General features: G+C 36.8%; 11 protein-coding genes. 3 read left to right on the plus strand and 8 right to left on the minus strand.

The window, feature by feature from the left end; translation table 11 throughout:
• Nucleotides 1–677: 677 nt before the first annotated feature.
• The 7 genes from ACQKIH_RS16860 to ACQKIH_RS16890 all read right to left on the minus strand — a co-directional run bounded on the left by ACQKIH_RS16860 (nt 678) and on the right by ACQKIH_RS16890 (nt 8968).
• Complete coding sequence (locus tag ACQKIH_RS16860; RefSeq protein WP_057983212.1) at nt 678–1088, minus strand: hypothetical protein; 411 nt, start codon at nt 1086–1088, stop codon at nt 678–680.
• A gap of 77 nt (nt 1089–1165) precedes the next feature.
• On the minus strand, nt 1166–2533 hold the full coding sequence (locus tag ACQKIH_RS16865; protein ID WP_427767976.1) for a HAMP domain-containing sensor histidine kinase: 1368 nt from the start codon (nt 2531–2533) through the stop codon (nt 1166–1168).
• Nucleotides 2514–3191, minus strand: coding sequence for a response regulator transcription factor (locus tag ACQKIH_RS16870; protein ID WP_427767977.1), 678 nt, complete (start codon nt 3189–3191; stop codon nt 2514–2516). Before ACQKIH_RS16870 ends, ACQKIH_RS16865 begins: the two co-directional genes overlap by 20 nt.
• A gap of 162 nt (nt 3192–3353) precedes the next feature.
• The gene (locus ACQKIH_RS16875; RefSeq protein ID WP_427767978.1) at nt 3354–5168 is read right to left on the minus strand and encodes an ABC transporter substrate-binding protein; all 1815 of its coding nucleotides are present in this window, start codon (nt 5166–5168) and stop codon (nt 3354–3356) included.
• Between the two features lie 28 nt (nt 5169–5196).
• Nucleotides 5197–6693: an ABC transporter permease subunit gene (locus ACQKIH_RS16880; protein WP_427767979.1), complete on the minus strand. Its 1497-nt coding sequence runs from the start codon at nt 6691–6693 to the stop codon at nt 5197–5199.
• Between the two features lie 21 nt (nt 6694–6714).
• Nucleotides 6715–7533 carry a DUF2785 domain-containing protein gene (locus ACQKIH_RS16885; RefSeq protein ID WP_427767980.1) on the minus strand — a complete coding sequence of 273 codons (819 nt, stop codon included), beginning with the start codon at nt 7531–7533 and terminating at the stop codon, nt 6715–6717.
• Nucleotides 7534–7546: 13 nt separating this feature from the next.
• Nucleotides 7547–8968, minus strand: a complete 1422-nt coding sequence (locus tag ACQKIH_RS16890; RefSeq protein ID WP_427767981.1) for an ABC transporter permease — start codon at nt 8966–8968, stop codon at nt 7547–7549.
• Nucleotides 8969–9120: 152 nt separating this feature from the next.
• On the opposite strand from ACQKIH_RS16890, the gene ACQKIH_RS16895 reads away from it, so the two are divergent.
• Nucleotides 9121–10857, plus strand: a complete 1737-nt coding sequence (locus ACQKIH_RS16895) for an ABC transporter ATP-binding protein (RefSeq protein ID WP_427767982.1) — start codon at nt 9121–9123, stop codon at nt 10855–10857.
• 54 nt (nt 10858–10911) lie between these two features.
• Here ACQKIH_RS16895 and ACQKIH_RS16900 read toward each other — a convergent pair whose 3' ends face one another.
• Complete coding sequence (locus ACQKIH_RS16900; RefSeq protein WP_427767983.1) at nt 10912–11922, minus strand: DUF2332 domain-containing protein; 1011 nt, start codon at nt 11920–11922, stop codon at nt 10912–10914.
• Between the two features lie 115 nt (nt 11923–12037).
• On the opposite strand from ACQKIH_RS16900, the gene ACQKIH_RS16905 reads away from it, so the two are divergent.
• Nucleotides 12038–12916, plus strand: coding sequence for a LysR family transcriptional regulator (locus tag ACQKIH_RS16905; protein ID WP_427767984.1), 879 nt, complete (start codon nt 12038–12040; stop codon nt 12914–12916).
• 375 nt (nt 12917–13291) lie between these two features.
• Nucleotides 13292–14653 (plus strand): copper amine oxidase N-terminal domain-containing protein, encoded by a 1362-nt coding sequence (locus ACQKIH_RS16910; protein ID WP_427767985.1) that lies wholly within the window; start codon nt 13292–13294, stop codon nt 14651–14653.
• Nucleotides 14654–14815 lie beyond the last annotated feature (162 nt).

The raw sequence follows: 14815 nt of genomic DNA on the forward strand, positions 1-14815 counted from the left end.
TCATTTAACATTAATATACCTCCGCAATTTTAACGTACCAATCTAACAAACATCCTTCATTACAAACATAGTACTTTCCCGCACTCCAGCTTTAACATAAATATCCAACAGGAAATCTTCTATCCGCTAAAATATTTAAGGAACTGTATACATATATTTTAATGAAGTAAACTAAACTAATAAAGTTAAAATGATTTTGTGCTTGATTTGTTTAGCTCTTCTTCAGGAGTTGGATAATTGCAATATATAAGGTAGGAAATATGAATAAAAAGGTGGAGATACGATGTTTGATCAAATTGCGGAATTAATTTTAAAATCCCTGGTAATTCTAACGGTTTTGGTTGTTGTGGTTGGATTACCTCTTGGAGATTTACTGTTGAGAAAAAGGTAAGACTGCATCCAATTGGGTGCAGTTTTTTTTACATCTCGCTTCGTCGTTTCAAAATTAAACTTAGAGATTAGCGAACTAAATTGGAGTAATACCCCTCATTAGATTTACCTCTCCTATGAAATAAAAATTACAAAGCTCTAGTATTCCAATCTACATTATTTAATTCAACAAAAAAATCATCTAGCCTCTAATAATCTTTAGAAGATAGATGATTTTAATAAATCCATATTAATAAGAAATAAACTTTTCCCAAAACTACAGAAATGGTAAACCATTATTATTTTATCTACTTACCTGAAGCTGATTCCTCTGTCTTCAACGTAAAAGTAATCCAAATGAAAATAACATAACTAATCAATAAAATCGTACCGCCAACGATGAAGAAAATTAATGTGAATGTTTCATTGAAGTTAAACGGATTGACATTGTAAAAAAGCATCCCAACCGTTAATCCAATTGTTCCGATAACCGCTGTCCAACCGTGTAAATTTACTAATTTTTTTGATTTCACAGTAAATGTTCTATAAAATAATGCCCAAACCGCAATTGATAACCAGCCGACAACTAAAATATGCGCGTGAACTGGACGCATTGCATAATTACCTGAGCCTGACATGTCTGAGCCAATGACTGCCCCGATTAAACCAAAAATTGCTGCTAAACGAATGAGACGAATACTCCATTTTTTTTCTACCATATAAATACCCTCCATAAACTTGATTTATTAAGAGTATAAAATACGTATCTGAACTGTATCTGAATTAAAACGATTTATTATTTAAGAGGAAACGTCAATGTAAATTTCGTACCGGTGCCCTTTTCACTCTGCACAGCAATCGTCCCATCATGCATTTCAACAACTTGCTTGACGATAACAAGCCCTAAACCGGTACCAGGTGTTGATCTGGATTCATCGGCACGGTAAAATGGCTCAAAAATCCGCGCGATATTTTCCTCACTAATGCCAAGTCCTTCATCTTGCACGATGAGCTCAATTTGCCCGTCCATTATTTTTCCTGTAACGCTAATTTCAGTGCCTGACTCACTATATTTCACCGCATTGCTTACTAAATTATCGATTGCATGGACGATAAATGGCTCACTGCCGTACATAATAAGTGGCTCCATCTCCATCCATACCGAAATATTTTTTTGCTGAATTGAAAATTGCTGTTCATTGACAACTTGCTTGATCACTTCATCCAGAGCAATTTTCTCTTTTTGCTCTGCTAGCTTCGACGCACTTTGCCATAGTAATAATTGCTTCGTTAAATGCGATAGTCGATCACTTTCACGCGCGATAATTTCACCATACTCCCGCGTGCGTTCATCATCCGCTTTTTGCTGTTGGATGAGGGACGCGTAGCCTGCAATGCTTTGCAATGGTGTTTGGAAATCATGCGATACATTGCGAATAAACTCTTTGCGAATTTCCCGCTGTTTCTTTAATTCTTTCGTCATTAAGTTAAAATTCGTCGCGAGCGTACCGATTTCATCCGCACGATCTACATCAATATGTGCATCGAAATTTTCCGAGGCTACTAATTTTGTCGCTTTCGATAAACGTTGAATCGGTTTCACTAAATACCAAGCAGCTAAAATCATCGCAAGAATACTAACAACAGGGATGAAAATGAAAAACCCTGCAATAATATAATGCATTTCACTAAATAATAGCTTAATATCTAGGCGCATAAACAGTGCATAATTTTCCCCTTTATATTCAAATGGAAGCCCGACTGTATTTTTTAAATCATTGGAAAAGAAACCTGTAATAAATAGCTGCTGCGGGTATTCTCCAACTCCATGATATGTTTCCCCCGCCAAAACACGGTCTATTTCTACCGTTTCTAATTCTGTTAAACGGTATTCATCTCCGTAAAAGGAACGATTCCCCAATTCATCTGCTAAATAAATTTGATAACCAATTTGACCGAGTTGTGCTAAATACGCGTCTAACGATTCTGGTGGATGCTGTTGTATGTAGGTCGTTATATCCGTTGCTAACTGCACATAGTTGGCATCGTTTTTTTCCTTCATTACTTGGTGGTAAAACGCATTCGTTAATAAGAAACTAAAAATGGCACTAATAACAAAGGTCGCTAATGTAAAAACGATAAATTTACTGTACAGAGTTTTCATTGAGGACCTCTATTTGATACCCGACGTTACGAATCGTTTTAATCGTCACATTACTTTTTAACCGTGTTAATTTGTCCCGTAACCGTTTTATATGTGTGTTCAATGTATCATCACTCACAATATCGCCCCAGACAAGTTCCATAATATGGGGGCGTTCATATACACGGTTTCGGCTACATAATAGCTCAAGCAGCTCAAATTCTTTATTTGGCAACACGATTGAAATATGCCCTTTGGATACTTCAAATTGCGCTCGATTTAATGTCAGGTCGCCTATTTCGAGCTTGGCAACGGTTAATTTATCGTAGCGTCGCAAAATCGCCTGGACACGAAACAGCATTTCTTCAGATTCGAATGGTTTGACGATATAATCATCCGCTCCGGCCGAAAATCCTTCACGCTTATCCTCCAATTGCCCACGCGCAGTAAGTAGCAACACAGGGATTTCCCAATCTTCTTTTAATTTCTTCGTTAATTCAAAACCATTTAAGACAGGCATCATTACATCTACTACTGCGATATCCACCGTTTCATCCATCATTTCAAGTGCCTCGATGCCATTGCTCGCCTTGATTGTTTTATAATGCCATTGCTTAAAATACGTCGCTAATAAATTTAAAATCGCTTCATCATCGTCAACTAATAAAATTTTTCTCATTGCCGCCAGCCCCTTTTCGACATTCCTATTGTTTTCGATTTTGACATGAAACCGTACTGGAAGCAAGTTTACATTCCGCTAAGTACCAATTAATAATCGGGACAAAAAAGCCCGATGCGCAAACAAATTTTTCAATCTGTTTACCGCACCAGGCATATTTCATTATTTACTTGCGTTATATGCGTTTAAATGTTCTTTCACTTTCGCACTATCCGCTTCTACTTTTAAGCCTGTATCTACTAATGGAGAAACCGTTGATACAGCAGGTTTTTTCTTCCCTTGGTAGTAGCTGATGATTTCATCTTGATTAATTGAATAAAGCACAGCCTTACGTAAGTCCACTGAATCTGAAACTTCACGGCCTTTTGGATTGAAGATTAAGTAGGCTACACCGTTACTATCAAACGTTTTTAATTTTAAATTTGAATCGCCTTCGACTACATCTACTTTCGTTTCTGGAACTGTTTGTAATACGTGAATTTCACCGTTTCGTAATGCTGATAATGCACTGTCATTATCTTGGATGAAACGAACGCTAATATTATTTACTTTCGGTTCGTTTTTTGTACCTACAAGATATGCTGGATTTTTCACGAATGTTGCTTCGTAGTCATTTTTTTGTACTAAAATGTATGGGCCTGATGCAGCTAAATGGTTGGCATATGTTGCACCTTCTGTAATTGTCGCTTGGTCACCGTATGCAACATCTTTATTTGGATCATAGCTTGCCACGTCAAATGTATTCACTGCCGTCACTGCTGCTTCTGAAACAATGCCTCCAGATTGATGCGCTAAGTAGTTTAATACTTGTGGGAATGCCGCTGGTGTTGTAATTTTCACTACTTGGTATTTACCTGCTGCATTGTCTACATCCGCTTCATTCGCTACAACTTGTGCAACTGCCGCTGGAAGATCTTTTGATAACGCATCTAACACCGTACCGCCATCTGCTGTTTTAACAGCTTCTAATGCAGTAATATCCGAAACAATTTCTACCGTTTCAATATTTTCATGGATCGAGTATGTGCGGTGATCTGGTACCGCATTTTGATCTTTTGCACGATTTAATGAAAAGACAACATCCTCAGCTGATACTAAATCGCCCGTATCGACCGCTTTTTTGTTTTCCACTTTTGCAAAGTTAATATCATCACGCAATACGAAATAAAATTCTTCATTATTTTCAGACATCGCGTGATTGTATGATAACGAACCCTCTGAAACGACTTCATCTGTATCTGTTAAGTTCACTAGACGAACATTCATATTTGTATTTAATGTATTGATTGAGCCGTCATTCCCTCTCACTGGATCGAGTGATGTTAATGATGGCATTGTTTGATGCAAAACTAATGTTTCTGACTTATTTTTTGCTGTATCATTGAATGACATAGTTTCCCATACTTGTGCGCGTGATTTTGGTAAAAGCACCGTATCTGGGTTAACTTCTTTTGCATAAATACCTTGGAATTTTTGAGAAATGTATAATGGTACAATATACGCATTGTCAAATACTAATGTTTGCTCAAATTCCTTATACTTTTCCTTTGCAGCGTCCCCTGTTAAAGTACTTGCTTCGTCAATTAATTCGTCAATTTTTGCATCCGAAATTCGGCTATAATCGCCACCAGTTTTGAACAAGCCACGCACTGCATAATCCGGGTTCCCTGTTACAGTTGTCCAACCTGAGTGCGAAATATCATAGTTACCCGCATCTTCCTGGGCTTTAAATGAACCGTAATCGGGTTGAATATTTAATTTTACATCAAAGCCATTTTTCACTAATTGGTCACGGACGATGTTTAAATCTTGCTCGTTCGCCGCCATCCCTAATAATTCGAGAACCGGTTTTGCACCCGCTGTTTCGTCGACCTTTTTATCCGTTTCTTTGACATCTGATTTTGTTTCCACACAGCCTGTTAATGCTACTGCTGCAACAATTGCCGTAGATGCTAATGTAAAATATTTTTTCTTCATGTTATTACCTCCAAATTAGTTAGATTTATTAGTTTGCTTTCGGGTCTAATGCATCGCGTAGTCCGTCACCGAAAAAGTTACATGACAGAACGAGCAACATGATACATAGACCAGGGAAAATCGCTAAATATGAATGAGACTCTAAATACGTACTACCTACTTTTAAAATATTGCCCCACTCCGGAATATGTGGCTCAATACCAAGTCCTAGGAAACTTAAACTACTTGTTGAAATAACTGCGCCACCGATTGTCAGTGTCGCTTTAACAATCATCGGAGCGAGTGCATTGGGTACGATATGTTTAAAAATAATCGAGAGATCCGACGCACCTAATGCACGGGCCGATTCAACAAATTCGTAATTTGAAATTTGCAATACATTAGCACGCATCGTACGGGCATAGGTCGGAATAGCGCCAACACTGAGCGCGATAATTAAATTCACCGTATTCGCACCAAATGCTGCAATAATGGCAATCGCCAATAAAATACCAGGAATTGCATACAACACATCTAACAAACGCATAATAATATTATCGGTGTTTTTACCGTAATAACCTGAAATTGCGCCGAGTGCTCCACCAATTAGTGCTGGAATGACCGTTGCACTAAAACCAACAATTAATGAAATCTGTGCGCCGAAAACGATACGAGAAAATAAATCTCGGCCAAAATTATCTGTCCCTAAAGGATATTCAAGTGTCGGCATTTGCAAGAGCGCACTATAGTTATTTTGCACAGCAAAGTCATAATCAAACGTCCAATTACTCACAACAGAGAGTGAAAACATAAACGTAATGAAAAATAAGCCAAATACCGCCATCGTATTACGTAAAATTTTATTCCACATTTTTTGCCACTTTTCAATAGCGGATGGATCCGCATTACGCGCTTTTCGTATTATTGTAATTCCTAGTAAAAAGGAGAAAAAATTCCCCGTTAATACTGGTATTAATAAGAGGATACCCGGTATAAGCATCCATTTCGGCGCATCACTTAATGTCACTTTGCGCGCAATTAAAATCGCCATAATTAAGTACACAATCGCTAATGCAATGAAAACACCCATCGCAATTAAAAATGTATCAACAACATACGGCTTAAATATATTCACGCCAGAAATCATAATAATAAAGACTTGCGTTTGGAATGCGTACACCGCAAATGTATATTCGGCTGTTTTATTTTTCGTCGCAAGCATAAAACCAAACCCTGATGCAAACACATTCCCTAAAAATAGTGTCAATATAAGCGGATACCCAAGTAAACGGGTACGCTTTGTGATTTCACGATCGTTCGCTAAATCTTTTTTTATTAGCTGAGATACAAGCCATACATAAACTGTGGTCGCGGCATAGATAGCAAATAACGCGACGACGTACGGGCGCCACACACCTTCTGCAAAATTAAAACTATAAAGTAAAAATAGTGCTGAAAAAATACCAGAAAAGGCAAGCGTAAACTGTGCATTGACATATTCTTGTGTTATTTTCAAAAGCAGCTTTACATCTGATATGAATTTCACTTGTCTGCCTCCTCTAGAAATCTAAATATACTTGCTTATCATTTCTGTTATTTTCATTTGAATTATTTTAGCTATTTCTTGATAATCTTGTTCATTCGATAAGCGAAAATATAGACTTCCTAAGAACAATTTCACATTTGATATTATTTTATATTCTTCATCCCACAGTTCACTTTTATCCCAATCAAAAAAGGTATCCAGCCAGTTCTCCATCACTTCACGTTCAAAATGGTTTTCTTTCAAGATTGTGACAACAGCTGTTACAAACCTTTCATCTTCCAGATTCGTGAAAACTGTTTCTTTTGTACATATGATTTTCTTTACAGCATATAAAATTTCTAAGTTACAAGTAGAATTTAGTTTACACTTGGCTAATGCGTTTAAAGCATCTGCCCCATGTGCAGGAGCATGTGCCCATCCTTTTTCAGGAACATGTCCTCTATAATCTTTTTCATTGTTTAAATATCGTAATGTTTCATCTTTAATAAATAAAATTTCTGATTCACTCAAAAAGTTTTGTTTTTTATTAAAAGTTAATAACAGTGGTATAAGTAGGACTGAAAACGAACGTGTGAATACCGAATCAGAATCTTTTTCTCCGATTTTGTAAAAAAGATGTTGGTCGTCCAAAATTGTTGTTAATACAAAACGTAAATTTTGTTCTGTTAGAAACCCACCTACTATTAATTTTGAAAAAGTAGTATAAATCAGATTGTCCCTCAGTTCACTATCTATTACACCAATATTCAGAAGCATTTTTTTTATTATTACTTCATAATTATTGTCCTTAGGGTATTCCTTTAAACTATTCAAAAAAACTAATTCTTCTTTTAAAATCATTTGAGAACTCCTCTTAAGACCGTTTCATTTTCGAACGAATGCGTGGATCAAAGAACGCGTATAAAATATCAATGAGCATATTGACAATTGAAATCGTAATGGCAATATACACAACCCCACCTAAAATCGCTGGAATATCCGGAATGAACTGCTTGTCTACAATATAGCTGCCGATTCCGTTAATATTAAATACTTTCTCAACGACAGAGGCACCGCCTAACATACCCCCAAATAGTAGCCCGATGACCGTAATGATCGGAATCATCGCATTACGAATGGCATGTTTCGTAATTACCTTGCGTTCACTTAATCCTTTTGCTTTTGCTGTAATAATGTAATCTTCATGAATAACTTCCAACATACTCGAACGCGTCATACGAGCAATGGATGCTGCAAGTGATGTTCCAAGTACGACAATTGGGAGCACAAGTGACATCCAATTGTTCGGATTATAGGTTGCTGGGAACCACTTTAATTCTAATGAGAACGTTAAAATAAAGATAAGTCCTTGCCAAAAACTCGGTATGGATAAACCAATTAAAGCAATAAACATCAGCACGTAATCAAATAATGTATTTAATCTTACTGCTGAAATAATGCCGACTGGAATCGCAATGGCAACCGCCATCAATAACGAGAATAAAGCAATTTCTAATGTCACAGGAAACTTATTCATAATGCTTTGTGTGACATCTTCCTTCCCCGCAAACGAAGTCCCAAGGTCAAACGTAAAGAGCCCCGTTAATGAATTCCAAAGCTGCGCAAGGTACGGCTGATCTAAACCATACAAGCGGTTGAAATTGTTAATTTGCTCTTGCGTTGCCTCAACACCTAGTAAATTTCGTGCCGGGTCAAACGGTGAAATATAAAGAATCGTAAAGACTAGCGTCGCCACGCCTAAAATAACAAATGCACTTTGAATGAAACGCTCAAATACGAAGCGGACAAACGGGTTACTACTTATTAAAAGCAGCAAGTACATTAGTACACCTGGAATGACAGTAATCGCTAAAAACAGGGGATTTTTTAACAATTGACCAAAATAATTTACATATGTATGTTTCTCAATCCCCTTTGTTGCCATTATGTTTTCTACTTCACGTTGCACGCGCTGTGTAGCGAGCACTTTTGCATGATCCGCTATTTTTTGCTCATCAATCGGATGTTTGAAAAAATGCGCTTTCGTAAGTTCTTGTTCGTTAAATTCCTTGAACCATATTTCAAACTTCCCATCCTTAATAAACTGATCTTTAAGCAGCGCTACATCTTCTAAATAGGATGTTTTTGAACCTTTCAGTAAATAGAAGAGAAACATTACAAGATGCACAGGAAAACCGAGAATAAAATACGCAATGAGATAAGCTTTTTTCGATGCGTTTTTTTGATAGCTTTCATGAACTAAATGAGTCTTTCTAAATTCGTTCGATTTATCCATATATTGTCTCCTTCCCAATGACAAATAGCAAAAAAGTTTTAAATATTGCGAATATTATCATTGTATAATCCCTACCTGTAGAGTACAGTATGTAGTAGCAATATCATTTCGTCAATACAATTATTTAAATTTTCTAATAAGGGTGAAAAACAATGGATGAAAAACTTTTAACAGTAAATGATTTGCGCGTTTCATTTATTACGGGTGAAACGGAATTCGAAGCAGTAAAAGGGGTTAGCTTCCATGTGAACAAAGGGGAAACGCTTGGTATCGTTGGGGAATCGGGCAGTGGAAAAAGTGTAACCGCTCGTTCGATTATGCGCCTATTACCTTCTCCCCCTTCCTTTTTAAAATCTGGAACGATTACATTTCAAGACAAAAATTTAATCACACAATCCGAAAAACAAATGGAAGGGATACGCGGAAAAGATATTAGTATGATTTTCCAAGACCCGATGACTTCAACGAATCCAACCATTCGTATTGGTGAACAAATAGCTGAAGGATTAATTAAGCATCAAAACTTATCAAAAAAAGAAGCCTATGAAAAAACAATTGAGCTTTTAAAATTAGTAGGCATTAAAAATAGTGAAGAACGCTATCAGCAATATCCACATGAGTTTAGTGGCGGGATGCGTCAACGTGTGATGATTGCGATGGCTCTAGCATGTAACCCTTCCCTACTCATTGCCGATGAACCAACGACTGCGCTGGATGTGACGATTCAAGCCCAAATTTTAAGCTTAATGAAGCAAATTCAAGAACGTTTAGGCACGTCTATTATTTTAATTACGCATGATTTAGGTGTCGTTGCAGGCATGTGTGACCGTGTGATTGTTATGAAGGAAGGCGAAATCGTTGAGGAAGGTATGACCGAAGAGATTTTCGCGAATCCACAGCATCCGTATACTAAAAATTTATTGAATGCTTTACCGAAATTGCATGAAAAGAAAGAACCGAAGCAACTGCCGAATGTCGGTCCAGATGTTGATTTAACAGTCCCACTTGTTGAAGTGAAAAATTTATCCAAGCATTTTGCAGCGGCGAAAGGCAAAGTTTTAAAAGCTGTCAACGATTTAACATTCAAAATCTATCCTGGGGAAACACTTGGACTAGTTGGAGAATCTGGTTCAGGAAAATCCACGACTGGCCGCACGCTACTGCAATTACATGAGCCAACTGACGGTGAGGTATTGTATAAAGGTGTACCTGTGACGCGCTTAACGAAAAATGAACTAAAAAGCATGCGTCGCCATATGCAAATGATTTTCCAAGATCCGTACTCATCACTCAACCCGCGTAAAAAAATACTCGATATTATCGGTGAGGCGTTAGATGTACATAAGCTCGTAACATCAAGCGAGCAGCGACGTGCAAGAGTAGAAGAACTATTAGAGCTGGTGGGATTAAATAAAGAACATGCGCGCCGTTATCCACACGAATTTAGTGGTGGTCAACGTCAGCGCATCGGCATTGCCCGCGCATTAGCTGTCGAACCGAATTTTATCGTATGTGATGAGCCGTTATCTGCCCTTGACGTATCCATTCAAAAGCAAGTGGTCGATTTATTAAAGGACTTACAGCAACGTCTTGGCTTAACGTATTTATTTATTGCACATGATTTATCGATGGTGAAGCATATTAGTGACCGTGTCGCCGTAATGTATGGTGGGAAAATTGTGGAGCTAGCAGAAAGCGAAGAGTTGTATGCAAACCCACAGCATCCATATACAAAAATGCTGCTTAATTCGATTCCGATTCCGGACCCAGTCATTGAAAAACAGAAAAAGCGTCACGTTATGACCGAAGAAGAATTAATGAACAACCGCTTTGATGTGGAAAATACAACGCTTGTGGAAGTTTCGAAAGACCACTGGGTAGCAATGTAATGATGATGATAGCCATTCCCTGCTTGAATAGGGAATGGCTATTTTTAGTTCAATTCAATTCCAATCAAAGTATTTCCCATGATTATCAATAGTTTGCAATAGTTTTATAGCTTGCGTTTGTCCATTACAAACATAGTCGACGTGTACATAATTGTCATCCATGTTGTTGTACACATGATAAATTGGCTGCTTGTAACTGATTTCTCTAAGCATTTGCAATAATTGATGTTTCAGCTCGTTTGAAAATTGATTCGCAACGTGAGTATGAAAAATAACGAATTGCGTTGTTTTATCCTGCTGCTCCATAATTTTTGGTATTAACGTTAAAAAGTCCCCTTCAAGCAACGTTTTGCACACTTTGCTATTCAGTTCTTGAACATTTTCTAATTGCTGTTTTCTCATTTTATGCTCTGGCCAAATCAATGCTTGCATCCAACGAAAATCTTCATCTTTTTGTAAATCTACTATATTTAAATCAATACCAATTCGATTTTCAATATTTAACGCACTCAACGTTCCAATAGATTGACCAATGTTTTTCGCGACAATTTGCACCTGACTGTCTTCATTTCCATAGATTTGCTTAATTTCGCTTTCTTCTATTTCATAACGATATTGATCTAAATTAAGTAATAAACCTGCACTTGTACCAATTTCAATAAGTGTTAACGGCTTTTGAGTATCCGCTTGAATGCCACTAAAGATCGGATACAAATAGGCAGCTCGATTTAGCTCGTTCGTTTGGACAAGTTTCGTTTGTAAAATATCCAGTAATGGGCCTCTATATTGCTGACAAAAATCTTTTAACTGTCTAAAACTTTGCGCAAATTCGCTTGGTGCAGCAATTTTATAATAATGTGCTAAATGATGGTGTTCTTCATATGCCAAATATTGTACAGCTGCAAAAAATAAATTTGGTTTTGGTTGATTTGGCGGAATCAATTGAATCAATGATAATAATTCGATATCCTGTGCGATTTTCAAACTCCAATATTCATACAATGGACTGCTACCTTTCGCTTCCACTTCTGCAAAACGTGTAAAAATCATCGCTAGTTTCTTCATTTAAATGCCTCCCCCACTGTTTGTATTGTTATTGTATAATGAAGTTGTATTTAATAAAATTAATGAAATTTAATCATTGTAATTAATTTTTTTAATTACAGGTTGGAGGTCATCAATGGAAATCAAATGGTTAAAAACATTTATTACGGCCGTTGAAACAGGCAATTTTCGCGTTGCTTCAGAGAAATTATTCATATCACAGCCTAGTATAACGGTCCATATTAAACAATTAGAGGAAAGCCTGAACGTTCAGCTTTTTGAACGCCATCATACACAAATCAAACTTACTTCAGCTGGTCGTTTTTATTATCCGTTAGCTTTAAATATTATAAAAAATATAGATGAAAGTAGACGAGCCGTGCAATTGCTTTCACAACAAAATAAAATACAACTAGCGGTTGCCATTTCGCCACTACTTGCAGAAACAAATTTACCACAAATTATTTATCAATTTTCAATAGATTATCCACAATACGAGATTGATATTATTGTCGAGGATTCAAAATATATGGATGAACTCATTCTGTCTAATAAAGTGCACCTTGCTATTTGCATTGGGAAAAGTAAAATGAAAAAAATTCATTCTGAAAAAATTAGTTCAAGCCCGTTGAAACTAATCTATCCTATACAATCAGGTAAAGAAACTACGACGGATTACAAGCAACTTCAAGAACTAATTGAGAAGTATCCTTTGTTTACAGGACATTTAGAGGAAACGATGGAAGCTGAAACATTACTAAAAAAAGAGTTCCCTCAATTACGGAAAAGAGCGATTAAACAAAGTCATATCATTAAACAATTCATTAAAGACGGGCTAGGGATGGCGTTTTTACCTCATTCAATTATTGAACAAGATTTGAACGATGGTTTATTGACGAGCTACCATTTTACTTTATTTTATTTAGATTCCGTCGATTTGTACATGCGCCATATTCGTGAAGATGAAAAATTGTTGCCATTATTACAAGCAATTCGTGAGGCAAACACGAGATAAGTCTATGATCTATCAATCTCCTAGCATATTATCTGCTAATTTTACGCAAATAAAAATATCCTTTCTCCTCATTTAGAATGAAAGGCACTCATTACTTCCTATTTATATTAACTATTTGAAATTCGAGTTGTTAGGGTTTGAGACAAGAACATAAGAAAAAAGAAACTTCAAAATAATTTTTATATTATTTTGAAGTTTTTTATTTTTTTAACCTATTTTTAACCTTCCTATTATATAATTTCACGAGTTACTACTTTTAAGTAGATTAATTTACAGTAAATAGAAAGTTATCTACTTTTAATATGTAAACTTAATAAAAAGTGAGGGAATAAAATGAAAAAAAACAAGCTGTTCTTTATCATCATTTTTAGTTTAATGCTATCAGTAGTTCCGATTATTGTAGAGGTAGTTTCTGCTAAATCTTCCGGAATTTCTATTAATGTGAACGGAAGCGACATCCCAAGTAATGATTCTCCTATTATTTATAATGGGACAACATTTGTGCCTTTAAATGTACTTCAAGATGCTCTTAATATCTCTCTTAGTTGGGACAATTCCAGCAAAACGTTAACAGCTGTTAAAGGGGATAAATCAGGTCTACTTATAATCGACAACCCTATAGCTACTATTAATATTGGTGATGAAAAAAGTACTTTAAAGCTTACTCATCCACCTATGATTATTAACAATCGTGTTATGGCACCCGTTCGTTTTATTAGTGAATTATTTGATGCTGAAATCTTATGGGATGCTAATACGCAAACAATAAGCATTAAAACTGAGTCGTCCCCTTCCCCAGCGTCAGAAAGTCCAGTCGGAAATAAAAACGACGTAAATTCGAATGGGAGCAAAGGAGATACTGGCGCTACCGGTCCTAAAGGGGATAAAGGTGACACTGGTTCTAAGGGTGACAAAGGCGACATTGGGGCTACTGGCTCTCAAGGTTCTACGGGCGACACGGGTGCTACCGGGCCTCAAGGGGCTAAGGGTGACAAAGGCGACACTAGCGCTACAGTTCCTCAAGGAGATAAGGGCGATAAAGGTGACACAGGGGCTACTGGACCTCAAGGGGCTAAGGGCGATAAAGGCGACACGGGTGCTACTGGGCCTCAAGGAGATAAGGGGGATAAAGGCGACACGGGTGCTACTGGGCCTCAAGGAGATAAGGGGGATAAAGGCGACACGGGTGCTACTGGACCTCAAGGTATTCAAGGTCCTCAAGGGCCTCAAGGTATTCAAGGTATTCAAGGTCCTCAAGGGCCAGCAGGAACTAGTTATACTAATGTAGGATTTTCTGCTTCAGGTTCTATTAGTTCAATGGATAGTAGCACTATATTTATGAATTGGATTGATTCTTCACCAAATTATCCAAGCCCAGACTTCGATCCATCTACAGGTATATTTACTGCTCCAGAAGCTGGGAAATATTCGATTAAAGCAACTGTTACCTATAAAACTAATAGAGCAGCCTCTGTTAGTTTAGGTTCGGATATTGACCCAGTATTTACAGTAAAAAGTGATGTAAACAATGATTTGATAAAAGGTTACCTACCTATACTTAATGTTAACGTAGCATTAATATTAACTTTAAGAACCATACTAGCCTCTGCTACAGTTACATTAGTCGGTGACGTAGAGTTACAAGCAGGTGAACAAGTTGAATTATATTATGAAGCTGACGGGCTAAATCTTGACCTAAGTACTGATATCGTATGGTCGATTCATCAACTTTCCTAATAAGTAGTTATTCTCAATATATAAATTTTTTAACAATAAAAAAACACCTTGAACGGGACTGACCCCAAAAGTATAGACAAATAAAAAAAGCATCTTCGATTGAATTCGGGTTTAGATACCTAAAATTCAATTAGGAGGTGTTTTTTTATGGGAACAAGAGTA

It is taken from the genome of Solibacillus cecembensis, from assembly GCF_050272495.1.
In the GTDB taxonomy this organism is placed as follows: domain Bacteria; phylum Bacillota; class Bacilli; order Bacillales_A; family Planococcaceae; genus Solibacillus; species Solibacillus cecembensis.

Excerpts from the sequence above, each read along its gene's own strand:
- ACQKIH_RS16875 (WP_427767978.1), bottom strand. The coding sequence starts at position 5,168 with ATGAAGAAAAAATATTTTACATTAGCATCTACGGCAATTGTTGCAGCA.
- ACQKIH_RS16860 (WP_057983212.1), bottom strand. The coding sequence starts at position 1,088 with ATGGTAGAAAAAAAATGGAGTATTCGTCTCATTCGTTTAGCAGCAATT.
- ACQKIH_RS16905 (WP_427767984.1), top strand. The coding sequence starts at position 12,038 with ATGGAAATCAAATGGTTAAAAACATTTATTACGGCCGTTGAAACAGGC.
- ACQKIH_RS16900 (WP_427767983.1), bottom strand. The coding sequence starts at position 11,922 with ATGAAGAAACTAGCGATGATTTTTACACGTTTTGCAGAAGTGGAAGCG.
- ACQKIH_RS16870 (WP_427767977.1), bottom strand. The coding sequence starts at position 3,191 with ATGAGAAAAATTTTATTAGTTGACGATGATGAAGCGATTTTAAATTTA.
- ACQKIH_RS16895 (WP_427767982.1), top strand. The coding sequence starts at position 9,121 with ATGGATGAAAAACTTTTAACAGTAAATGATTTGCGCGTTTCATTTATT.
- ACQKIH_RS16885 (WP_427767980.1), bottom strand. The coding sequence starts at position 7,533 with ATGATTTTAAAAGAAGAATTAGTTTTTTTGAATAGTTTAAAGGAATAC.
- ACQKIH_RS16890 (WP_427767981.1), bottom strand. The coding sequence starts at position 8,968 with ATGGATAAATCGAACGAATTTAGAAAGACTCATTTAGTTCATGAAAGC.
- ACQKIH_RS16910 (WP_427767985.1), top strand. The coding sequence starts at position 13,292 with ATGCTATCAGTAGTTCCGATTATTGTAGAGGTAGTTTCTGCTAAATCT.
- ACQKIH_RS16865 (WP_427767976.1), bottom strand. The coding sequence starts at position 2,533 with ATGAAAACTCTGTACAGTAAATTTATCGTTTTTACATTAGCGACCTTT.